The organism is Nitrospira sp. CMX1, from assembly GCF_054902215.1.
The window spans coordinates 94,041-116,678 of record NZ_JBUBKD010000019.1; the positions used below are offsets into that span (position 1 = coordinate 94,041).

Consider the following 22,638-nt stretch of genomic DNA (forward strand, 5'->3'; position numbering starts at 1 on the left):
AATCCGCTATGGTTCCACCGTCACATCCACAAACGCCGGTAAGCTATCTGCCCCCTTTTTATCCGTGACACGCAATTTAAAGCGATAGATTCGGGGTTCGGAGACGGTCGGGGCCAGGAAGGAGGCTTCCAAGTTGTTGGCGTCGAGCAGGGAGACTTTACTGCCGCGCACTTGGCTCCAAGTATAGTAGAGGGCTTCGCCTTCTGGGTCGCGGCTCTTGAGTCCACTCAGCTTTACTCGAGTGCCGGCCTTGACCGATCTGTTTATGCCGGCATCGGCAATCGGTGGCTCGTTCGGCTCGTCATTCACATTGACGTCGACGTCCAGTGAGGCTTGTTTCCCACGATTGGCGACGGTGATGGTGGCTTTGCCATTCCCGACGATCTGAAGCAAGCCGCCGGGTAAGACTCTGATGACTTTGGGACTTGACGATTCATAGTTGGTGCCGCTGGCTGGGGTGCTGATGCGCCGGGTGACACCATCGGCAAAGTCCCCGATGACCGAGAGCTCAAAGATCTTGCCCAAGGAGTCCACATGGCCAAAGGCTGATGATTGCCCAGCTCGTCCCAGTTGCAGCGGCTTCTCCGTTTCAAAGTCGATCGTGGTGAGGGCGGCAGGGGGCTCGACCATTAGGATCACTTCATCGTAAACGGATCTGGTTCCCAATCGCCCACGAGAAACCTCAGCCACTGCCAAGAGGCGCATCGGCCCAATGGCGTTGTGTGGAACGTTGAGTGGGCCACCAAACGCAGGCTCTTGGTCGATGGATCCAAGCATGGCGATTGGTGCTACGATGGATCCTGTGGCGGTTGAGTCATCTTGTTCGACGAGGACTTCATCCTGCTCGCCATACCAGTAGTAGCGAACCGTGACGATACCAGTGTCTTTCCCCACATCCACGCGAGCTGTCATGGTGGCTCCTGCAGTGAGCTTGATACCTTCTGGTGGCTCGGTAATTTTGAAGGCATGAATCGGAGACGCCATTGCAAGGCAAGCGATGAAGAGAGTGAGACGAGAGGTTCGAAGCTGCGCTTCACGTTTCACGAGCCACGCTTCACGAGATATCGTCATCGCGTCAAATGGTAGGGGACGTCGATGAGAATCACGCGTTCTTTGAACAGCAGTGAGGCTTTGAGCATGAGTGCCCGTTGGTTATGGAGGATGTTCTGCCACCACCGTGCCGGCAGGATCTCCGGAATCACGACGGTCACCCAGGTATTCTGATCCTTTTCGAGGACTTCCTCGACATAATCCAGCAACGATCCCAGGACCGAACGATAGGGGGACGACAGTGCGATCAAATTCACGCCGCCTCCCCATTGGGCCCACTGGATCTTGACCTTGGCGCTTTCTTCAGGATCCACATCGATGAACACAGCACGAATTTCACCGGGGCGACTCCTTGCGTAGTCCAGGGCACGCACCACGGCACGATTCATCCCACTGACGGGAATAATGACGATATTGCGCCGAGGCAATGGCGGTCGTTCCCCTCGGCGCTCCAGGGCGATCTGTTCGCTGACGGCCTTATAGTGGGAACGTATTCCCTGAAACATGAGGAGGAGGATGGCGACAAGCACAAAGACGATCCATGCACCCTGCATGAACTTGGTGCTGGCGATGATGATGGTCGCAATGCCGGTCGTCAGGGCGCCGGCTCCGTTGACGAGCAGTTTCGTCTGCCAGTGTGGGCCTTTCTTCACGAGCCATCGTTTGACCATACCGGCTTGAGACAGCGTAAACGATGCAAACACCCCGATGGCGTACAAAGGGATCAACCCGTGGGTCTCCCCCTCGAAGATGACGAGCAGGAGGCAGGCAAAGAATCCGAGGATAATGATGCCGTTCGAAAAGACCAGTCGATCACCGAATGTTGCCATCTGATGCGGCATGAACCCGTCGCGTGCCAGAATCGATGCGAGATGCGGAAACCCGGCAAAGGCACTGTTTGCGGCCAAGACCAACAAGGCCATGGTTCCGATCTGTACGGAGTAGTAGATGGGGCCCGTGCCAAACGTCAATCGAGCAAGCTGGGAAATCACGGTTTCATCAACCTTGGCTAAAATGCCGTAGTGATAGGCCATCCAACTGATCCCCATAAAGAGCGACGCCAGGATCGTGGACATCCAGATCATGGTGATGGCGGCATTTTGTGGCTCCGGTGGTCGAAAGGCCTTGACCCCGTTAGAAATCACTTCCATTCCGGTCACGGCTGAACATCCTGCCGCAAAGGCACGGAGGATGAGGAACAGGGTCAGCGCTTCTGTTTCGTGAGAGTTTGGGGGTGGAAGGACTGCGCCACTACTTGAAAGAGAATGCGCGGTTCCGACGATGACCAGAAGGCCAAGAGCTCCGATGGCAAAATAGGTTGGAACGGCAAAAAATTTACCGGATTCACGAACCCCGCGGAGATTCATCATGATCATAAACAAAATGGCGACTAATCCAAGGGCTTCGCGGTGAACGAATAGACTGGGGATGGCGGAAGTCAGGGCCGCGATGCCGGCGGCCACGCTGACCGCCACGGTCAAGACATAGTCGATCATCAGGGCTGCCGCCGCGACGAGAGCCGGCCGGTCGCCCAGGTTCGTCCGTGCAACGACGTAGGACCCACCGCCTTCAGGATATGCGTGGATGATCTGTCGGTAGGAGATCGTCAACACCAAGACCAGAAACAGAATCGCGAAGCTGACGGGAATGGACCAGGCGATCGCTGCCGGCCCGGCGAGAATCAAGACCAAGAGGATTTCCTCCGTCCCATAGGCGACGGATGAAATCGCGTTCGAGGAGAAGATGGCCAGAGCGATTGTTTTGGAGAGTCGTTCGTGCCTTGCTTGAGCGGTCTTGAGGGGATCTCCGACGAGCCAGCGTTTCAGAAACATATGTGGGATTATCGCATAATCCTCCGACTCGAGTGAATGTTAAGATGGTCTGAGTATAGGGCGAAAGACCCATGGATGCCGAGATTTGAGAGTGTGGTGTACCCTACCGCAATCTCTGACCAAGTTGACGCGCACCGGTCGATAGGATATGGTAGGTACACATTTCGCTTGTGCTGGTCCGGCGAGAGAAATGCTTCAACCATAACGGACTTCGCGATCGCATCGCGACCAGGTCCAGTTTGGAGCGGCACCCGCCCGGTTGTTTCTCCCCTCGGTTCTCTGATCCCGTCATAATGCGATCAAACTGAAAGGATAGTTTAGTGGATACGTCTGCTTCACGCAATTTTCACACCCTCGGTTTATCTGAGGCCCTTTTACGCGACCTGGCCGATGCCAAGTTTGCTTCACCAACTCCAATTCAAGAACAAGCCATCCCTCCCGCTCTGGCAGGACGAGACGTGATCGGATGCGCCCAGACCGGCACGGGGAAAACGGCCGCGTTTGTGATTCCGATGATTGAACGGTTGTCCACCTTACCGAAAGGGCAGCCGAAAGCGTTGATCCTCGCACCGACACGAGAGCTGGCCTTGCAGACTCTGACCACGATTGAGAAACTTGGGCGGAGTCGGCGCATCTCTGCGACTGTCATCGTGGGTGGCGCAGACATGCAAGCCCAGGTGCGAGGCTTGCGACAACGCCCGGACATCCTGGTGGCAACGCCGGGTCGACTCCTGGATCACATGTGGAACGGCACGATTTTGTTGTCGTCCATCAAGATGTTGGTGTTGGATGAGGCAGACCGGATGTTGGATATGGGCTTTGCACCTCAAATCAATCAGATCCTTGATGCATTGCCGGAGGAGCGGCAGACCTTGCTCTTTTCAGCCACGCTCCCGGCGGATCTCGCCCGGCTGGTTCAAGCCAGCGTCAACAACCCTGTCCGCGTCATGGTCGCACCCTCAGCGACGACCGCTGACGGAGTGACTCAAGCGGTGCATCATACATCACATGCCGACAAGTCCGACCTCCTGTTGTCGTTGTTAGGGGCTGATAAAGATACCGCGCTTGTCTTTACCAGAACGAAGCACCGTGCCGATCGGGTGGGGCGCATGCTGGATCGCGCGGGCCATCGCGTGGCGGTGTTGCACGGCGACCGGAGTTTGTCACAGAGACGTGCCGCACTGGAAGGTTTTCGGCGGGGAGCCTTTCGCGTGTTGGTGGCGACGGATATTGCGGCTCGTGGGATTGATGTGGCCAATATCGGTCATGTGATTAATTTCGACTTGCCGAATGTTCCTGAAGATTACGTGCATCGGATCGGCCGTACGGCTCGGATGAAAACGACCGGTCGTGCCACAAGTTTTGTGACCAGCGAGGATACGCAACAACTCCGTGCGATCGAGCGTCTATTGGGACAGGCCGTACCAGTTGTTCCAGGGAGCGGGGCGCCAGTGCATGCGAGTCTGCGTGAGAACCAAGACATTCATCGGAATAGCCGTTCCTCATTAAGTCAGGCAAGACCTGATCAACCGCGTTCCTTCCGCAGACGTAGACGGTCCCCCTCCAAGTCTTCGGTGCATGGGACGACGACAGCCGTACGCCCGTAAAGTTGAAAAATAGTTCGCAGAATCCGCTTCGTGAGATAGAGTATTTCTCACGAGGTGGATGATGCAAACGATCCAACAGCCGGGTGTGATCCCAAACAAGCCTCGGAGAAACCATCGGGTTCGGATTCTTACGCCCTTCAGCTGTTCTCTTACCTCATTGAACGCCGGTTGGTGGTTTCGAAAATCCGTGCATGATGTCGGTCTGGTCCACGATCTGTCGACCGGCGGGGTCTGTGTGAGCACGGATGCGCCGATCGTGCCGGGCGATCAGGTCTCCCTGACACTCCGATTGACCAAGAGCGCTCCTCCGGCGGAAGTGGCAGTGGCCACCGTGTGTTGGAGGAATCATCAATTCCATGGGCTTGCATTTAGGCGGGTGTCCGAGTCGGTGTCACGGCAGTTGGCTGAGTACATGAATGCTACAGAGGAGGAATAAATGATCATGGATGATGCAGAGGTCAATTCAAACGGCTGTCGGAGTGTTCCTCAGTTGCGCCGATATCCGCGTGTCCGCGTGTCCGCTCCCTTCCCCTGTTCGTTTGCGCGTGTGGGGCGTTTGAGAACGGGAGCGCTGGAACAGGGGCTAGGGATTGTCTATGATGTATCGGAAAAAGGGGTACGGGTTATGACGGAGGCGGTGATTACGCCTGGCGACCGTATTGCCATGCAGTTGCGATTGCCGAATCAGTCAACATCGATGGTCATTGAAACGGCAACCGTTCGATGGGGTAAGGAACAGATTTATGGGGTAGAGTTTGAGGGGGTGTCCCCTCGTGATAATCAACACCTCCAGGCCTTCATGACCCACCAGTCGAAGGCCGGGGCCAGACTGACAGCCTGATCCTCTTCCCTTCGAACTTGATCAGGAAGCGCGTTGACTGCTGCAAGGTGGTCAACGCCCGGGGCCATCTCCCAGCGAGACAAACTGCTTACGAAATCCCACGACTTTCGCCAGATAATCCCTTGTTTCTTGATACGGGAGATTGGTGCGTAACCGGTCGTAGACGGCCGGTGGTTCAAGGCCGTTGATGTGATTGATGGCGGATGTGGAGTTGGTCGCAAACGCTTTGAAGACATTTCCCGTTCCGGTGTTGTATGCCGAGATCACACAATACTCTCGGGACACCTCATTCTCGACCTGTTCAAGTTGATTGTATGACAAGACATTCAGATAGGCACTGCCAAGCTCGATGTTGTTCTCCGGGTCGAACAGGTACTCACGTGAGGGAATCGTATCTTTCCCCTTTGCTTTTCGGTACGCATCTCGGCCTCCGCTCGTTGGAACCAGTTGCATCAGACCAAAGGCTGGGGCGGAACTTACGGCAAACGGGTTGAAGTTGCTCTCAGTCCGAATCACGGCAAAAATAAGGCTTGGGCTGATTTTGAATTGCTCCCCAAATCTGGTGACCGTTGTTCGATATTTGTCCGCTTGTTTGTTTGAGAAGTTCGCCACCATCTTGATTTCGGCGATCAGCACTTGTTTGGGAACGCCGTTCTGGTCCACCGACCTGGTCTTGGCGCTCTCGAGACTGGATGCCGCAAACGCTTCCGCCTGCACTGGGGTGCGGATCGGCTGTCCCGCCTGATCCAGAACCAGCCCAAGTAAATAAGGGGCATGATCACTGGTCAAGGTCACCGGCTTGTCGGAAAATAGATCGACGGAGCGTGGATCGTCCGGTGTGAGCAAGGTCGTCACGATCGCGTTTTTTAAACTCTCTTTGGGCGACTTGTCGTCCAGGGTTTCCACCAGGATTGTTCCGTTGTCGAAGTCAACGATGGTTCGGCTCATGTAGTTCTGCGTATATTTCACGTACTTCTTCTGTTCCGGGACCTTCACTTCTTTCTCGCCCCATGTCTTCCGAACGTTGCCTGTGAGCGCAGTCATCAGCGTGTTGAAGTCCCGTTGAATCGCTCGGAGATCTCTGATGACGGCCTCGGGGTCGCGCTGGTAGGCGTCGACCCGCTCTTTGAGGATTTGTTTGGGGTCTTTACCCGCGGCAATGTCGAGAACGGTCCGTCCCGTACGACTGCTCAGCACTCGTTCTGAATTGGTCAACACTCGATCTGCGGATTCGCATCCGCCGAGCAAAAGGAGTGAGGCAAGCAGGAATCTGGATGCTCGCATGGTAGGGGCACCTCCGTAAGAATGGCGCTATTCTATCTGGTTGTGAGTAGGAACTGAAGAGCTGGAATCCGCACCGCAGGCGCTGGTCGATGGAACAGCTATTTGATGGCGACGGCTTTCACTTCCTTATAGGTGGTATGGCCCTGCAAGACTTTTTGGATACCATCTTGGACGAGCGTGGTCATTCCATCCTCAATCGCGGCTTTCAACATGTCCTCGGTGCGTGACTTTTGTTGTACCATACGTTTCATGCGATCTGTCCCGAGAAGCAGTTCGTGCAACGCCACGCGTCCCTTGAAGCCGGATCGATTACACGTTTCACAGCCCTTCCCGCGAGTCAACCTGAATGTACTATCTTGCTTGATGCCGAGCTGATCCCAGTAGTCAGGCCCATACCCCTGCCGAAGCTCTTCGTACTCTTCTTTGGTTCCGACATATTGTTCCTTACAGTCCTTGCAGATGCGGCGGGCTAATCGTTGTGCCAGTACACCCAACATGGCGTCGGCGAAGCTGAAAGGGTCACAGCCCATATCGAGCAAGCGGGTGACGGTTTCGACTGCACTGTTGGTATGCAAGGTGCTCAAGACGAGGTGGCCGGTGAGCGATGCTTCGATTCCGGTATCGGCCGTTTCTTTATCCCGCATTTCTCCCACCATAATCACATCAGGGTCTGCACGGAGAAATGCCCGCATGGCGGTGGCGAAGGTGAAGCCGATCTTCGGCTGCACTTGGACTTGGCGTAGGCCGTATTGGGTGATTTCGACCGGATCCTCCGCTGTCCAGATCTTGATGTCCGGGGTATTGATGTTCCCAAGCACGGAGTGGAGAGTCGTGGTCTTCCCGGACCCAGTCGGTCCGACGCACAGAATGATGCCATAGGGTTTCTCAGAAATTTCTTTCAGGACTCTGAGATTCCGTTCCGAGAACCCCATTTTGTCGAGCGGCAGCGGCTCGCTCGCTGCGAGGATACGCATCACCACGTCTTCGTTATATCCGGCTGTGGGAAGCGTGGCGACGCGGAGTTCGATTTCCTTTGTCTCGGAAAGCTTGAATTTAATCTTGCCGTCTTGAGGCTTTCGACGCTCAGCGATGTCGAGGCTGGCCATGATTTTGAGTCGGGAGACGATGGCTCGTCGGTAACTCTGCGGAATCTTCATATACTCGAAGCATTCTCCGTCGACTCGAAATCGGACTAGAGTCTCTCGTTTTTCTCCATAGGGTTCGATGTGAATATCCGAGGCATTTTGACGATACGCATCGGCAATGATCTGGTTGGCCAGTCGGACGATGGCGTTATCGTTTTCATCAGGACCTCCGGTGCCAGCAGCTTCCTCCATGGCTTCGGCCTGGGCCTCGGTGACCAGTTCGCCGAGAATATCTGACACGTTTTCATCAAGTTTCCTCCCTCCTCCGCTGTCACTCTGTCCCGTTGCCGACGTGAGAAACTGGGCGATGTCGCGGCGAAGGCTGACGGCAAAACGAATGTTGAGGCCCGGGAAGGTGCGCTTGATGTCTTGGACGCGGTCCAGATCTCCTGGATCATCGGTCAGGATTTCAATGGCGGTGCGATCCCGCTTCAGCGGCATCCAGTGGTTCTTTTTGAGATAGTCGACATTGAGGTTCTTCAACAGTTCGACATCGACAATGGTTCGTTCGCTGTACTCAATGTAGGGACACTTATAGAACTGGGCGAGGGATTTGCCGAGATCGAGTTTCGGAACCTTATATTTTTCGAGGAGGATGGTTTCCAGGTCGTTCGTGCTCTTGCGGGAATCAACGATGGCCTGTTCCAAGTCGTTTTGCGTGATACGGTTGCTGCCGACCAAGAGATCGAACTTCGTGGGATTCTTTTTGGATGTTTTCTTCAGGTTGAAAAAGGCGATGCCCAGGGCCTTGGCAATTTCGTCGACAGCTTCTTCATCCTTTCGCGTAAAACGACTCCCACTCTTCTTGTTGAGTAGTTGGAGCACGCCCATGAGATATTTATTGTCGGCGACGACCGGGTAGGTCAGGACTTGCTTCGTCTTGAAGCCCGTACGCTTGTCGTAGGATGTATCGTGGACCAACGTTGGGTGGATGGCTCGCAGTTCAGCAAGATTGTATGCATCAGCGATGTTGACGGGGCGAAGGTACTTCGCGCAGAAACCGGCTAAGCTCTGCTCGGTAATGGGAATACGGACTTCTTCGGCTCCGTCAATGTGAGGGACCTTAGAGAAGATTTCTTTCTTCTCTGAATCGAAGGCGTAGAGCGTCAGATCTTGAGCGTCAAAGACGCTGAGGATGTCCTTGTGAAGATCAAGGAGGATGTGGTCGAGATGACCAGCTGCATGAATTTGTGCGGTAATACGCTTCAGATGCTCCGCATGCTCGACCTTGTGTTGGAGGTCCTGGACATTCTGCATCATTGATATGCTGTGTATCCGGCTGGAGTGGGTGAGAACCAGACATGAAGAAGTCGGGCTCCGCGTTGGATGAAATGGTGGGTACTCATGACGTGGTCACAGAGTTCGGCGGTCACAAGATGCCCCAAAAGCTCACCAGCCTCGTTCTGATGTCGATGGGAGACTCAACCTAGGGAAAGTCGAGGGCAAGGTGCCTCTTCGCCTCTTTGACTGCTGTTGTCTGTCTAGGCTCAGTCTAGACGAACAAGACGAGAAGGCAAGGAAAAGGCGATTTCTATCGGCGAGATTCGATCAGCGAGTACAATGTGAGCTGAGGATGGGGGCTAATCATCTCGTAGAGGGGGCATGTTCGAGGGAGAGCGTTTTAAGATGGGCAAGGAGCTCATTCGGTGCGATACGAGACTTGGCTCCCGTTCTTCGTATCTTCATCTCAATAATGCCATCGGCAAGGCCTTTGTCACCGACGATGAGTTGGAACGGTGCCCCAATTAGGTCGGCATCGTTAAATTTGACCCCGGCTCGATCGGTACGATCGTCCCATAAGACTTCAAAATCCTCAGCCATCAGGTCGGCATAGAGGCGAGAGGCGACCTCCGTCGTTCTCTCCGATTGGCTGACGGTCAAGAGATGCACATGGATTGGCGCGATAGGGTAGGGCCAGATGATGCCTTTTTCATCATGGTTCTGCTCGATGGCTGCGGCGGCAGTTCGTCCGACACCAATGCCGTAGCAGCCCATGATGGCCAGGCGTTCCTTCCCCTGGTCGTCAAGGATGGTGGCAGTCATCTTATGGCTGTACTTTGTTCCAAGCAAAAAGACCTGTCCGACCTCAATGCCTTTCGCGAGCGATAACACACCCGTCCCACGAGGAGAGGGATCCCCGGGTTGGGCATTGCGAAGATCGGCAAATTGTTCGACGGTAAAGTCGCGTTCGACATTGGCATCTTGATAATGGGTATCGGCTTTATTGGCTCCGACGACAACATTTTTCATCCCCTTGATGGCGTGATCGGCCACGATTCTGACATGTTGCAGGCCGACCGGTCCGGCAAAGCCTGGAGGGGATCCTGTCACACGTTGGACGGTCTCCGGATCCGCCAACACCACTTCGGTGACTTGGAGGAGCCGCGCCAATTTGACCTCATTCACCTCGTGATCCCCTCGAATCAGCACGGCAACGGGGTCGGTTCCTGCACGATAGATAAGTGTCTTGACCAGTTGGCGAGGGGTAATTTTGAGAAAGGTCGTGACTTCGTCCACCGTTCGACGCTGCGGTGTGGCAATGGGAGTCATGGGCCGAAGAGGAGACATGTCGACATCGGATGGAGGAAGCACCTCCGCTCGTTCAAGGTTGGCGGCATATGAGCCTTCAGTGCTATAGGCCACCGTAGCTTCGCCGGTTTCTGCCAGCACCATGAATTCGTGAGAGACATCCCCGCCGATAAGCCCTGTGTCGGCTTCGACCGCCCTGAAGGTCAGTCCACATCGAGTAAAAATTCTTGTGTAGGCGTCGTACATTTTTTCATAGCTGAGCTTGGCGCCGATTTCATCAATGTCGAAACTATAGGCATCCTTCATGATGAACTCACGGCCTCGCATGAGTCCGAAGCGGGGACGGATCTCATCTCGAAACTTTGTTTGGATTTGATACAAGTTCAGTGGGAGTTGGCGATAGGAACGGACTTCCCGCCTGAAGAGATCGGTGATGACTTCCTCATGCGTGGGGCCCAGGCAAAAATCTCGTTCATGACGGTCTTTGAAACGGAGGAGTTCCTTGCCGTAGTAGTCCCATCGAGCTGTTTCCTTCCAGAGTTCGGCTGGGGAGGCGATCGGCATCAGGAGTTCCTGAGCGCCGGCGCGGTTCATTTCCTCCCGGATGATCTGTTCGATTTTTCGGATTACGCGGAGCCCGAGCGGAAGATATGTGTAGATGCCGGCTGCCACCTTTCGAATCATACCGGCGCGCAACATCAACCGATGGCTGACGGTTTCCGCTTCGCCGGGATCGTCCCGCAGGGTGGGGATGAGTAATTGAGACGTTTTCATGATGTCGTCACTATTCGCGTGTGGGTTGACCAGTGGATGGTTTCCGCATTCGGCCTAGTGGGAGAAGATACGCTCAAGGTCGTTCCAGAAGGCGAAGATCATCACTCCGACCAATAGAACCAATCCGACCTGCTGGGCGACTTCCCGTTGCCGTTCGCCGAGCGGCTTGCGCAGGATGCCTTCAATGAGGAAAAAGAGCAAGTGTCCGCCGTCGAGGATGGGAATGGGGAGTAGGTTGAGCACTCCGAGATTGATGCTGAGGATGGCGATCAAGAAGACGACGCTGGAAGCGCCCTGTGACGCGGCTTCCCCGGAAATATTGGCGATGGTCAGCGGTCCGCCGATGTTTTTGCTCGAGATGTCGCCAACCACCATCTTGTAGAGCCCAACCGCGGTCAGTTCGGTCCAACCCCAGGTGGCTTCCAGTCCGTGGTAGACAGCCTCCGCGGGATTATTGGAGCGCATCAATGAACGGCCAGGGCCAGAAATACCAATTTTCCCAACCTCAACAGTTTGGCCGTTGGCAGTGACCTTTTCACTAGAGGGTGTCACGGTCAACGTCGTCCTGGCTCCTTCTCGAAGCACTTCGAACGTGAGCGGCTTGAGCGGGTGTTCTCTGACCTGAGTCGTCATTTGTGCCCAGGTGTAAATAGTGTGTCCTTCGATCGTGACGACGCGATCGCCTGGCTGCACTCCGGCCGCTGCGGCAGGTGATCCATGCATCACCGAGGTGACCAGCGGGGGCGTTTCTTCTACTCCGATGGTGTACAGCGGTTCGTCGTTGTGTGTGCCGTCTCCGGGGACCGTGATGGGGGTCGCGGTGATGGTTTTGAGTTGTGCCTCGCGGCGCACCTCAAGCGTGACGGGTTGCCCCTTGCTTTTTGCCACAAGATCCAAGAGCTCAGTCTTGGTTGAAATATCCTTTCCGTTCACCTTGACGACTCGGTCGCCGACTTCCATTCCTGCTTTCGCTGCAGGCGAATCGGGAACCAACGCTTCGATGTCGGCGCTGAGGTCGCGGAAGGTCGGGACAAACAAGGGGGTACCGGTCGACAGCCATCCGGCAAAGATCAAGTAGGCGAGAATGAAGTTAAATCCAGGACCGGCTGCAACGATCAGGACCTTCCCCCAGAGTCCCTGATGTGCGAAGGATCGTCGACGGTCGTCAGGGGTCGTGGCTTCTGCTTCGTCCTCTCCGAACAATTTGACGTAACCGCCAAGCGGGACCGCAGAAACGAGATACTCCGTTTCACCCACCTGTCTGCCAAAGAGCTTGGGGCCGAAGCCAATGGAAAACTTGAGGACTTTGACTCCCACCCAGCGTGCGGCCAGAAAATGGCCGAGCTCGTGGAAGGCGACTAGGACGCCAAGAACCACGAGGAACCACCAGGCTTTCTGGAGTAGTAACCACAAGGTATCGGGGGACCAGGCAAGTACAGACGTCATGGAATCTCCCTGACTCGGTTCAGTGTCCTACTCTAACATTCGCCGCGTGAAATGCAAACGATCATGAGCGAGGCAACGCATGCACCAACGATTCGGCCTTTTCACGAGCCCAGCGATCGGCCTCCAACGCATCCTCGAGGGACGAGATCTCCTGTGAGGTATGGGCATCCATAGTGCTGTGGATGACCGGTGCAATTTCGACAAACCGGAGGCCGTGGTTAAGAAAGGCGTCAACCGCGATTTCGTTGGCTGCATTCATCACGGCGGGCATGGTCCCCCCGATTCGAAGCGATTCGTATCCCAGATTGAGGCAGGGGAAACGGTCGTGATCGGGCTTACAGAAGGAGAGCCGTCCAATCTCCGTGAGGTCCAAGGACGGGAGATCGAGGGGCATTCTGCCGGGATATCGCATGGCATACGAGATGGGGGTGCGCATGTCTGGGAGTCCCAACTGCGCGATCATCGAACGGTCGTGATACTCGACCAGGGAGTGAATAATGCTTTCTCGATGCACCATCACATCGATGCGGGACTCAGGAATATCAAACAGCCAGCGGGCCTCGACCACCTCCAACCCCTTATTCATGAGTGTTGCGGAATCGATAGTGATCTTGGCACCCATCTTCCAGTTCGGATGTTGGAGGGCTCGTTCCGGTGTGACGTGCTGGAGGTCTTCTTGGGAGAGCGTCCAGAGTGCGCCTCCCGAGGCCGTCAGAATCAATCGCCGGACGTCTTCAATCCGGTGTCCTTCCAACGACTGAAAAATAGCGCTGTGTTCGCTGTCGACGGGGAAAATCCTGACCCCGTATTTTCGGGCTTCGTCTTGCATCAACTTGCCGGCCATGACCATTGGCTCCTTGTTTGCCAGGGCAATGTGCTTGCCGCTGCGGATGGCGGAGAGGGTCGGGAGGAGTCCGGCGGCGCCGACGATGGCGGAAATCACCAATTCAGCATGGAGTCCCGAGGCGACAGAGGCGATCCCTTCTTTACCGGATAGAATCTCTACGGGAAGGGCTGCACATCGGGCTCGAAGCAGCACGGCAGCCGATTCGGTCGAGACGGCGACCGTCTGAGGTCGAAAGCGGTGAATCTGCTCTTCTAACCTGTCGATGTTGTTGCCGGCCGTCAGCCCGACTACTCGGAATTCGTCAGGAAATCGTTGCACGATATCCAGGGTATTGGTGCCGATCGATCCGGTGGATCCCAGGATGATAATTGACTTCATGTCATCTCCTCTCCATCTCTGAGTAGAGGGTTATAGAGGCGGCAACAAGCCTCGAACATACGCGACATAGTAGTAAAAAGTGGGAGCTGTGAACAAGAGACTATCGATTCGGTCCAGCATCCCGCCATGCCCCGGTAGAATTCCGCCTGAGTCTTTGACCCCTGCCCGGCGTTTTATCGCCGATTCAAAGAGGTCTCCGACCAGACCTGTGAGGGTCAAGAGGATGCCGAGGGCGACTGCGTCGGTCCATGACAGTTCAGAGGCGAACCACAGCTGTGCTAAGAGGGCGGCCGCGATGGCTCCAACAAGTCCTCCAAGCAGCCCTTCATAGGTCTTCTTTGGACTGATGGAAGGCATGAGTGGATGTTTGCCCCACAGGGTACCGGCATAGTAGGCACCCGAATCTGATGCCCAGGTGACGACCGCCAAAAACAAGACGAGGAATGCTCCTGAGGGTAAGGACCGAGCTGATACGACCGTACTCAGAGGGATACCTACGTAGAGAACACCGAATAGGGCGAGGAGCGGGTCTTTCCATCGATAGGCTGACGAGGTGCCGATCAAAACAGTGGTGATGGCCAACGCAAACACACCTCCCAGCAGCAGTTCTAGGAGGGGCAGCGAAAGATGTGAATGGGCGACGGTTAGGAGAAACACGGCCAACCCGACACCGACAAGAACGTGATTCAACCGTGATTGGAAGCTGAGGCGATAGAGTTCAAGCAGAGCAATTGAACCGACGGCGATCAGGAGGAGCGTGAGGGCCCATGGCGCAAGGTGGACGATGATGATGTAGACGGCGGGAATCAACGCTGCGGCGGTATACAGTCGCCGGAGGTCAAATTGTCGCGTGGGTGCGGGTGAAGTGGTCACAGATCTCGAATGATGAAGGATCGCGTCTGTCGCGAGAGGGTGTCCTACAAGGATTTATGATGATACGGTACTGAGCACCCTGCCGAATCGACGTTCCCGGCGTTGATACTCGATGAGCGCAAGGAGAAACTCTCGCCGCCGAAAATCAGGCCATAAGGTCGGGGTAAAACAGAGCTCGGTGTAGGCCAGCTGCCAGAGGAGAAAATTGCTGATCCTGGCTTCTCCGCTTGTCCTGATCAGAAGATCCGGGTCGGGGAGCGGATGGGTCGAGAGGTACCGTTGGACTGTGGTTTCATCAATGAGCTCTGTCTGAACCGTTCCAGCTTGTACGTCCTTCACCAAAGCTTTCACCGCATCGACGATTTCTGCACGCCCACCATAGCTGAGGGCGACGGTCAGGATTAATTTCTCGAGATGGGCCGTTTCTTTCTCGGTCGTGCGAACCCAGTGTTGTGCGGAGGGCGGAAGCAGTTCGTGGCGACCGACGGCACGAAACCGGACACCTTGCTCAATAAGACTTGCCCGTTCCGTGGAGAGGTAATGTTCCAAGAGACTCATCAAGGCGCTGATTTCTTGGGTCGGACGATTCCAGTTTTCCTGCGAAAACGCGTAGATAGTCAGGGCATGGATGCCAAGTTCCAAGCACAGGGTAATCATTTCTCGGACGGAGTTGATGCCTTCACGATGACCGGCGATGCGAGGGAGACCACGCAGTTCCGCCCAGCGTCCATTGCCGTCCATGATGACGGCCACATGCTTGGGCAGCAGCTCCGCTTCCAACATGGCACTCAATTCACTTTCAGATAGGTGATCGAGATCTCCGGTGGGACTGCGCGTCATGTGTGTCCTGAGGAAGCGTATGGTAGTCGCCATGCGTGGGCATGAATTGTGTGCAGAGTCTACTGGCGGAAACATGGAATGTCAAACGATCTCCTGGAAAATACTAAGAAATACGAGGTTTCACGGAATTGTTACATTGCGCGACTAGAAACGAATGGGCTATACTGCCCCATTCTAGTCGACCAGGAAGAAGAAGCGAGAGGCCTGTATGCCTGAGCCAGTCCAGCTGACCACATTCGGTGTGACCGAGATCGAGGCGCAGCAAGCGCTGGATCGAGTAAAAGTCCGAGACGTTGACTACGCGGATCTCTATTTCGAATCTCGTACATCCGAATCGGTCTCGATGGAAGAGGGCATCGTGAAACGGGCAGCCAAGAGCGTCTCGCAGGGGGTTGGGGTTCGAGCCACCGCCGGAGAAAAGACGGGCTTTGCCTATTCGGATGAATTGACAAAGCGGGACCTTGAGATTGCCGCCGATACCGCTCGGTATATTGCCAATTCCCCCAAAGGGCACTCCACGGTTCCGGTCCCTACGCAGCGCCGACCGACTCGTGACCTCTATCCGGTCGAGCGGGCGAAGGCCGAGGTGGCGACAGCCGAGCGCGTGGCGCTCTTGAACGAAATTGACGCGGAAGCCAGGCGGTATGATCCTCGGATTAAGAACGTGATGGCTTCGTTTAATACGGAATACAAAGTCGTGGTGGTGGCGACCTCCGAGGGGACACTGGTGAGTGATATCCAACCGTTGTCACGTCTGCAGATTACCTGTATCGCTGAAGATCGAGAAAACCGCCAACTAGGCAGTTTCGGTGGCGGCGGCCGAGTTGCTTTCGCCTATTATCGCGAAGACAATCGCCATTTGAGTTATGCTCGGGAGGCTGCGCGGGAAGCGATTCTCAATTTGTCCGCCGTTGATGCGCCGGCCGGAGTGATGCCGGTGGTATTGGCCGGGGGATGGCCCGGGATCTTGTTGCACGAAGCGATCGGACATGGGCTTGAAGCCGACTTTAATCGAAAGAAGACGTCAGCTTTTTCAAGCCTGATCGGCAAACGGGTCGCGTCGGACGTCTGTACGATCGTGGATGACGGCACTCTTCCCTTTCGCCGTGGTTCCTTGAATATGGATGATGAAGGTACACCAACCGGCTGTACGACGCTCATCGAGAAGGGCATTCTCCGTGGCTACATCACCGACAAGCTCAACGCACGTCTCATGGGGATTCCGTTGACCGGCAACGGTCGTCGGGAGAATTATCAAAGTGTGGTGCTCCCACGGATGACGAATACGTTCATGTTAGCCGGGGAGTCGGATCCCCAAGACATTATTCGATCGGTGAAGAAAGGCCTCTATGCCGTCTCGTTTGGCGGGGGGCAAGTTGATATCACGAACGGAAAATTTGTGTTTTCCGCCAGCGAAGCCTATCTCATTGAGGATGGCCAGATTACCAAGCCGGTGAAGGGAGCCACCTTGATCGGAAATGGGCCGGAGATTCTTACGAAGGTGTCGATGGTCGGGCACGATCTCAAGCTCGATAACGGGATTGGTACCTGCGGGAAGGACGGCCAGTCAGTGCCCGTCGGGGTCGGTCTACCGACCATCAAGGTGGAAGAGATTACCGTCGGCGGCACACAGCAATAAACAGCCGACTCGTGCCACTGGTGCTTCCTCCAATCGGTCGGGGTGCAGTGAACGCATAACCTCTGAGAACAGGCCGAAATGCTCAAGAAGACGACTCTACCAGCTAGTGCCAACGGATACGCCCAACTGGCGGCTGATGTATTGGCTCGTGCCAAGACCTGTGGGGCGACCGAAGCGGATATTGTTGTTGCCGATGGCGAGACCTTTTCGGTTCAGGTACGGGTCGGGACGGTTGACCGACTGACCAAGGCGCGCGAGAAGCGTCTAGGCTTGCGTGTCTTCATTGGAAAACGATCTGCCACAACGTCCACGTCTGATTTTTCCAGGGGCTCTCTCGATCAGCTCGTGGCTGACACCTGTACCTTGGCCGGTGCCGTCGTCGAGGATGATGTCTCGGGATTACCGGATGCCGGTCAATTGGCGACAGAGCAGCCAGATCTTGATCTCTATGATGAGACGGTACTCGATACGGATACACAGATCGATTGGGCCAAGCGCGGAGAGGCTGCGGCCTTTGCGACTGATTCACGGGTGACCAATTCCGAAGGTGCGGAGTTCGATTCCTCGTCAGGCCGAGTGGTGCTGGCGAATAGTCATGGATTCGTGGGGTCGTACAGAAGCTCAAACTTTTCCCTCTCTGTGTCCCCGATTGCGACTGAGTCTGCGACCGGTGGGATGCAGCGGGATGCCTGGTACCAGGTGCAGCGCAAGTTTGCTCGACTGGCGTCTGCCGAATCGATCGGACAGGAAGCTGCGCGTCGTGCGATCCGACGATTAGGTGCGCGCAAGGTGGCGACGAAACGGGTGCCGGTGGTGTTCGATCAAGAATCTGCCGGGAGTCTGCTGGCGAACCTCTGCAGCGCGGTCTCCGGGTACGGTCTCTATAAGCGCGCGTCGTTTCTCCTCGACAAACTGGGCCAGACGATCGCATCCGATTTGATCACTGTCTACGACGATGGCCGCATGGTTGGTGGCCTTGGCTCTCGTCCATTCGATGGTGAGGGGTTGGCCACACGCAAGAATACCATCGTCGAGCGAGGTGTGTTGAGGAGCTATTTGCTCGATACCTATTCGGGCAAGAAGCTGGGCTTGCCCTCGACGGGGAACGCGTCACGCAGTGTGGGTGAGAGTCCCTCGGTCGGTCCGACCAATTTTTATCTGGTCCCTGGAACGAAGAGCCAGCAAGAGATCATTGGGTCCATAAAAGAAGGCCTCTTTGTGACGGAGTTGATCGGGTTCGGCATTAATATGGTGACGGGGGATTACTCGCGAGGAGCCTGTGGGTTCTGGATCGAGAACGGAGAGCTGGCCTACCCGGTGGAAGAAATCACCATCGCGGGAAATCTGAAACAGATGCTCAAAGATATCGAAGTGATCGGAAATGACCTCGTGTTTCGAGGTCGGATAGCCAGTCCGACGATCAGGATTTCCGAGATGATGGTAGCGGGTAGTTGAAGAAGTGTTGAGATTTGAGTTCTGAGTTGAAATTTCTCTCTTCCTGCTATCTTCGACTCTGGACTTAGCACTCGGCACTCGCGCCTAGTGCACAGGTGACTCATGGGTGCATCAATTCGAGAAACAACCGTTCAGTATCAGAGCGGAAACGTGGGCATGAAGGCCTTCGTGGCAGCTCCGCAGACGAAGGATAAGCGTCCGGCTATTCTCATTGTCCAAGAATGGTGGGGCCTCACGGATCACATCAAAGATATCGCGAGACGCTATGCGGCGGAAGGCTATGTGGCGATGGCTCCGGACCTCTATTCACGCCTTGGGCATGCGTTGACCACGGATGCCGGTGAAGCCGGTACACTGATGAACACCCTGAAACAAGAAGATGGTCTCGCTGATCTGAATGCCACAGTGACCTACCTCAAGTCGGTTCCGGAAGTCGATGCCACAAAGATCGGCGTTACAGGGTTTTGCATGGGTGGTTCCTACGCCCTCATGCTGCCTTGTGTGAATCCAGAGATTAAAGCGGCAGTGCCGTTCTATGGTCAGGTGCCGAACCCCGATACACCCATTCAGAAGTTGGCCTGCCCAGTGTTGTACTTTTATGGTGAGGATGACGGGTGGATTACGAAGGCGGACGTCCAGCGGTTGGCGGCGGCGTTGAAAAAGTATAACAAAACTGGTGAGATCAAGACCTATCCCAGTGCCCCTCATGCGTTCTTCCGAGATATCGATCCATCGGTATATCGGCCGGAAGCTGCTAAAGACGCATGGGCGAGAACCAAGGCCTTCTTCAAACAGCATCTCGGCTAACTCCTTGTTGCGCATGCATGGTGAAGCATGATGCTCAGGAGATGTGTTCTGTCAGAGAAAGGATGAACGATGAGATCAATCTGGAGTCGCGTACTCTTGGCCATCGCACTGATTCCTGGAGTCAGTACGGCCGCGGAATTTCAGCTCACCAGTCCGACCATCAAGCCCGCCGGTACGATCAGTAAAACCCACGTCTTCGACGGATTCGGATGCACGGGTGACAATATGTCCCCTGCCTTGCGCTGGGCCAACGCCCCGAAGGGGACCAAGAGCTTTGCCGTGACTGTGTATGATCCAGATGCGCCGACCGGCAGTGGCTGGTGGCATTGGGTCATCTTCAATATTCCTGAGGACATTTCGGCACTGGCTGCGGATGCTGGAAGGCCTGGTGGCCCTGGTGCGCCCCAAGGCAGTGTCCAAAGCATGACGGATTTCGGCGAGCCCGGGTACGGCGGCCCCTGTCCGCCTGCCGGCCACAAGCCGCACCGGTACATCTTTACGGTGTATGCATTAAAGGTGGAACAGTTTTCGTTGAAGCCTGCAACTCCTGCGGCGATGGTCGGGTTCTATCTCAACCAGAATGCTCTGGCCAAGGCATCGTTCACCGGCCTCTACAGCAGGAAGTAACGACGACGAGGTAAGGATGTCACGCCATGCCACTTGATGCGGAATTGGGAAAAAAAATGTTGCAGCTGATCACGTCGCGGTACGACGATCGGCATTGGCGAAAACAGATTGAGAAAACTCTTAGCCTCCCGCAGTCCGGCGTAACAGATCCGGTTCAGCAGCAGATCTTCATGTATCTCAAGCTCGGTCTGAAGGCCTATAAGTCCCGCCGGGCCGATCCGGACTCCTGGATCATCGGTGGCTACGCCACGAAAGAAGTCATCAATCGCGCGAAGTTCCAGCCGCATCTGGTTGGTGTCACCATCAAGAAAGAGGACGTGGCCTTCCTCGGGACAGATCCGGGGGAGGACGTGACCGAAACCTGGTGGGAAGAGATGCTGGTGCAGTGGTTCGATGTCCCGGAAGAAGAAAAGCCAGTACTGGAAGCAGACAGCGCAGTCAAGGATCCAGACTCTTCAATGGTGCCTCACGAAAAGGCCTAATTCCTGCCTGTAGAGTAAATGTGAAACTCGGTAACATATCAACAATGTTTCCTACAACCAGTGGCCTTTCTCATTCATCTCGGTACTTAACGCGAGCCGCCTTCCTATCCGTTAACTCCGCTTGTTTGGGTGTCACGGCAAGTCGCCCACATCAAGTGCGTACTCACCGGGACGATACTGAACCTTCCAAAATCGCACGGAACTTCCTGCGACGCGTCTGACCAAGGCGATATCATCCTTAGAAGTGCGCAGTCCGAATATCACATCTCATATCTCTACTCCAGAAAGATAGGCGCATTCTGGATCGAATGTAACGAGGCGCGTCTCCTCTTCGTACTGCCACTCGCTGGACTTGTACTGTAGGGCTTGGAGCACACCATCCCTTCCAATGGGATGGCCTGAGCTCTGGAAGTTTATCGTTGTATTCAACTGGAAGAATCTGGATTCCATCGAGGTTAGCAGGTAAAGATAGGCCAATTGCTAGTCCCTGATGACCATCGGCATAGTGAGACCACAACAGGTTGCTTGCCCAACCACGCGAAAGACTGCAGACTCGCGTCCCGGTTACGTTGAAAGACAAGAGAGTAGGAGCAAACATGGACACGCGTTCGGGATTCATGTGACAGTTGAATCCTGGAGCACGGATGAACATTTGAGCTTCGTGCGCATCATTCAGTGTCTTCCAAGGTGCGGGGAATAGCCTACGCGTTACTAGGCTATCGATTGCATGCTTGTCTACCGGCCGGAATTTGAATAGCTGAGAGCTGATCCCCATAACACATCAATCAAGTTACCGAAGTAATAAATCTGCTGCGGGCGATCATGGAGTATAGTGCGATAGCCTTAGGCACTCAGTGGAAGGCAAGTGTACTTGGGAGTCAAAGACTTGTTCAATCCTTCTGATATTCCATTGAACGGGATAGACGGTGAATCTCGTAGGCCTTGATCAAGCCTAGGATGGGATGAGCATCGAAGGTTTACCATGGCACCCCATGCCAGACTAGTTATCAAACAGGTGCTGTGGCGCCGTTCTCCTGGCCTGGTAAGGCTCATGGCGAACAGTGAAACACTTATTCTCAGCCTTGCTCTGTTGTGTCATGGCGAAGCCGGAGCTGTCCGTCTTTCGTCAGCCGAAATTCTCTTCTGAATGCTTGGAGTTCAGTACTGCCCTGTGTGTGAGAGAGCGGGTTATGATCCAAACAAATCCATCTGCGCCGGCTGGGGTGAGTCGATATTCAAAACTGGTGCGGCTGGGGTAGGAGCGTTGCTGGCCGGTTCGGCTGGTTGGGTGTTCTTATCGAGGAATTCTTTCAACTTCTTAAAATCTTCCTTCAAGGTGGGAAGCAAGTTTCCCTGGTGCAAGGCTGCAGCGGGATGGAGCAGCGGGAAGAGCACAAAGTCCTTCATGTAGAAGGCCTGCGCCTTTACTTTGGTAATGCCGACTTTGCGTTCTAAGAGGGTTTGCGTCGCCCAGTTCCCCAGCGTGCAGACCAGCTTCGGCTGGATCAATTGGATCTGTTGGAGTAGGAACGGTTTGCAGGTCTCCACCTCATCTTGTTCCGGATCGCGATTGTTCGGTGGCCGGCACTTGATCACATTCGCAATGTAAATCTGATCACGCGAGAGCCCTGCTGATGCCAGCAGGTCGTTCAAGAGTTTGCCGGCTGCTCCTACGAACGGCTCGCCTTTCTGGTCTTCGTTAAACCCTGGAGCTTCCCCCACGAACATGATGCTGGCTTGTGGATTTCCGACGCCGAAGACGACTTGGCTGCGGCCAAGTTTGGCCAGCTTGCAGCGCTCGCAGTTCACGAGCGAGCTGGCGAGTTCTTGGAGAGGAGTGAGTGTCATGAATCAAAGTGCCGACTGAAATGGTGGCGGTATCTTAGAAAGTGCTGAGTTGGGATGTCAACGAAGATTATGAAGGATTTCTACATCCGAGCATCGACAGATTTCCGCTAATTCAACCGATAGCCTTTTGCCGTGAGACAGGTATCCCGCATGGCATTGATGGTGGTCATGCCATGCAACATACGGGCATGGTCGGCAGGACTCTGTGGTCCTGAACTAAATGGAAAGGGTGAGCCCTGGCTGTAGAAGTGCTGTTCGTTTGCTAATCTCGCCTTGTATTCACATTCCATATAGTCTCGTTCCACATCATATCGACTGAATCCAGCGGGATAAC

Annotated in this window: 20 protein-coding genes; 9 read left to right on the top strand and 11 right to left on the bottom strand. The window is 55.0% G+C overall.

The features are described from left to right. Window positions 1-6: 6 nt before the first annotated feature. Both ACYX34_RS06450 and ACYX34_RS06455 read right to left on the bottom strand, forming a co-directional pair. The gene (locus ACYX34_RS06450; RefSeq protein ID WP_462075731.1) at window positions 7-1,071 is read right to left on the bottom strand and encodes a PKD domain-containing protein; all 1,065 of its coding nucleotides are present in this window, start codon (window positions 1,069-1,071) and stop codon (window positions 7-9) included. Then, window positions 1,068-2,882 (bottom strand): APC family permease, encoded by a 1,815-nt coding sequence (locus ACYX34_RS06455; protein WP_462075732.1) that lies wholly within the window; start codon window positions 2,880-2,882, stop codon window positions 1,068-1,070. Before ACYX34_RS06455 ends, ACYX34_RS06450 begins: the two co-directional genes overlap by 4 nt. A gap of 320 nt (window positions 2,883-3,202) precedes the next feature. Between ACYX34_RS06455 and ACYX34_RS06460 the strand changes: the two genes are divergently transcribed. The 3 genes from ACYX34_RS06460 to ACYX34_RS06470 are packed head-to-tail and all read left to right on the top strand — an operon-like array spanning window position 3,203 to window position 5,330. Continuing rightward, window positions 3,203-4,489 (top strand): DEAD/DEAH box helicase, encoded by a 1,287-nt coding sequence (locus ACYX34_RS06460; RefSeq protein WP_462075733.1) that lies wholly within the window; start codon window positions 3,203-3,205, stop codon window positions 4,487-4,489. A gap of 58 nt (window positions 4,490-4,547) precedes the next feature. Further along, window positions 4,548-4,925, top strand: coding sequence for a PilZ domain-containing protein (locus ACYX34_RS06465; protein WP_462075734.1), 378 nt, complete (start codon window positions 4,548-4,550; stop codon window positions 4,923-4,925). Further along, window positions 4,926-5,330, top strand: a complete 405-nt coding sequence (locus ACYX34_RS06470; protein ID WP_462075735.1) for a PilZ domain-containing protein — start codon at window positions 4,926-4,928, stop codon at window positions 5,328-5,330. A 51-nt stretch (window positions 5,331-5,381) separates the two neighbouring features. On the opposite strand, the gene ACYX34_RS06475 is transcribed toward ACYX34_RS06470, so the two are convergent. Both ACYX34_RS06475 and ACYX34_RS06480 read right to left on the bottom strand, forming a co-directional pair. Then, window positions 5,382-6,614, bottom strand: a complete 1,233-nt coding sequence (locus ACYX34_RS06475; RefSeq protein WP_462075736.1) for a murein transglycosylase domain-containing protein — start codon at window positions 6,612-6,614, stop codon at window positions 5,382-5,384. Between the two features lie 98 nt (window positions 6,615-6,712). After that, complete coding sequence (locus ACYX34_RS06480; protein ID WP_462075737.1) at window positions 6,713-9,019, bottom strand: GspE/PulE family protein; 2,307 nt, start codon at window positions 9,017-9,019, stop codon at window positions 6,713-6,715. Window positions 9,020-9,060: 41 nt separating this feature from the next. Here ACYX34_RS06480 and ACYX34_RS06485 point away from each other — a divergent pair, with 41 nt between their 5' ends. After that, window positions 9,061-9,189 carry a hypothetical protein gene (locus ACYX34_RS06485; protein WP_462075738.1) on the top strand — a complete coding sequence of 43 codons (129 nt, stop codon included), beginning with the start codon at window positions 9,061-9,063 and terminating at the stop codon, window positions 9,187-9,189. 154 nt (window positions 9,190-9,343) lie between these two features. On the opposite strand, the gene ACYX34_RS06490 is transcribed toward ACYX34_RS06485, so the two are convergent. The 5 genes from ACYX34_RS06490 to ACYX34_RS06510 form a co-directional block, all read right to left on the bottom strand. Then, on the bottom strand, window positions 9,344-11,062 hold the full coding sequence (locus ACYX34_RS06490; protein ID WP_462075739.1) for a proline--tRNA ligase: 1,719 nt from the start codon (window positions 11,060-11,062) through the stop codon (window positions 9,344-9,346). Window positions 11,063-11,116: 54 nt separating this feature from the next. Continuing rightward, the gene (gene rseP, locus ACYX34_RS06495; protein WP_462075740.1) at window positions 11,117-12,508 is read right to left on the bottom strand and encodes an RIP metalloprotease RseP; all 1,392 of its coding nucleotides are present in this window, start codon (window positions 12,506-12,508) and stop codon (window positions 11,117-11,119) included. A 61-nt stretch (window positions 12,509-12,569) separates the two neighbouring features. Beyond that, window positions 12,570-13,733, bottom strand: a complete 1,164-nt coding sequence (locus ACYX34_RS06500) for a 1-deoxy-D-xylulose-5-phosphate reductoisomerase (RefSeq protein ID WP_462075741.1) — start codon at window positions 13,731-13,733, stop codon at window positions 12,570-12,572. A gap of 30 nt (window positions 13,734-13,763) precedes the next feature. Next, complete coding sequence (locus ACYX34_RS06505) at window positions 13,764-14,606, bottom strand: phosphatidate cytidylyltransferase (protein WP_462075742.1); 843 nt, start codon at window positions 14,604-14,606, stop codon at window positions 13,764-13,766. Window positions 14,607-14,660: 54 nt separating this feature from the next. Then, complete coding sequence (locus ACYX34_RS06510) at window positions 14,661-15,446, bottom strand: isoprenyl transferase (protein ID WP_462075743.1); 786 nt, start codon at window positions 15,444-15,446, stop codon at window positions 14,661-14,663. A 208-nt stretch (window positions 15,447-15,654) separates the two neighbouring features. On the opposite strand from ACYX34_RS06510, the gene tldD reads away from it, so the two are divergent. The 5 genes from tldD to ACYX34_RS06535 all read left to right on the top strand — a co-directional run bounded on the left by tldD (window position 15,655) and on the right by ACYX34_RS06535 (window position 20,456). After that, entirely contained in the window at window positions 15,655-17,085 is a 1,431-nt protein-coding gene (gene tldD, locus ACYX34_RS06515; RefSeq protein ID WP_462075744.1) for a metalloprotease TldD, read from the top strand. Between the two features lie 78 nt (window positions 17,086-17,163). Further along, entirely contained in the window at window positions 17,164-18,540 is a 1,377-nt protein-coding gene (locus tag ACYX34_RS06520) for a TldD/PmbA family protein (protein WP_462075745.1), read from the top strand. A gap of 102 nt (window positions 18,541-18,642) precedes the next feature. Continuing rightward, the gene (locus ACYX34_RS06525; protein WP_462075746.1) at window positions 18,643-19,347 is read left to right on the top strand and encodes a dienelactone hydrolase family protein; all 705 of its coding nucleotides are present in this window, start codon (window positions 18,643-18,645) and stop codon (window positions 19,345-19,347) included. A gap of 69 nt (window positions 19,348-19,416) precedes the next feature. After that, complete coding sequence (locus ACYX34_RS06530; protein WP_462075747.1) at window positions 19,417-19,974, top strand: YbhB/YbcL family Raf kinase inhibitor-like protein; 558 nt, start codon at window positions 19,417-19,419, stop codon at window positions 19,972-19,974. Between the two features lie 26 nt (window positions 19,975-20,000). Further along, window positions 20,001-20,456 carry a hypothetical protein gene (locus ACYX34_RS06535; RefSeq protein ID WP_462075748.1) on the top strand — a complete coding sequence of 152 codons (456 nt, stop codon included), beginning with the start codon at window positions 20,001-20,003 and terminating at the stop codon, window positions 20,454-20,456. A 1,188-nt stretch (window positions 20,457-21,644) separates the two neighbouring features. On the opposite strand, the gene ACYX34_RS06540 is transcribed toward ACYX34_RS06535, so the two are convergent. Together ACYX34_RS06540 and ACYX34_RS06545 are read right to left on the bottom strand one after the other, a co-directional pair. Continuing rightward, on the bottom strand, window positions 21,645-22,304 hold the full coding sequence (locus tag ACYX34_RS06540; RefSeq protein WP_462075749.1) for a uracil-DNA glycosylase: 660 nt from the start codon (window positions 22,302-22,304) through the stop codon (window positions 21,645-21,647). A 107-nt stretch (window positions 22,305-22,411) separates the two neighbouring features. After that, window positions 22,412-22,638, bottom strand: a 227-nt coding sequence (locus tag ACYX34_RS06545) for a hypothetical protein (protein WP_462075750.1), incomplete at its 5' end; no start/stop codon positions are given.